1 pseudogene is annotated in these 206 nt (G+C 63.1%); it reads left to right on the forward strand.

Annotated features, from left to right (window positions below):
• Positions 1-84 precede the first annotated feature (84 nt).
• A pseudogene (locus B8446_RS16180) lies at positions 85-206 on the forward strand (IS630 family transposase); the annotation flags it as partial.

Below are 206 nucleotides of genomic sequence, written 5' to 3' on the forward strand. Positions count from 1 at the left end.
ATACCAAAGGGCATAGCTGCTGACTCGTTGGTGATGTGACACTTGGCCTGGCCTCTGATTCTCTATGGTGGAGGAGGATTGAGGATGACGGCGGCGGTTTCCCTTCGAACGGACTATTCGGCATCGGCCCTGCGGCGATTATCCGCGCGGACCCGGGATGCGCATGTGGCCCGGCGGCTGCTCTCGCTGGCGGCGGTTCGGGACGG

Source organism: Tanticharoenia sakaeratensis NBRC 103193, assembly GCF_000963885.1.
Taxonomy (GTDB): domain Bacteria; phylum Pseudomonadota; class Alphaproteobacteria; order Acetobacterales; family Acetobacteraceae; genus Tanticharoenia; species Tanticharoenia sakaeratensis.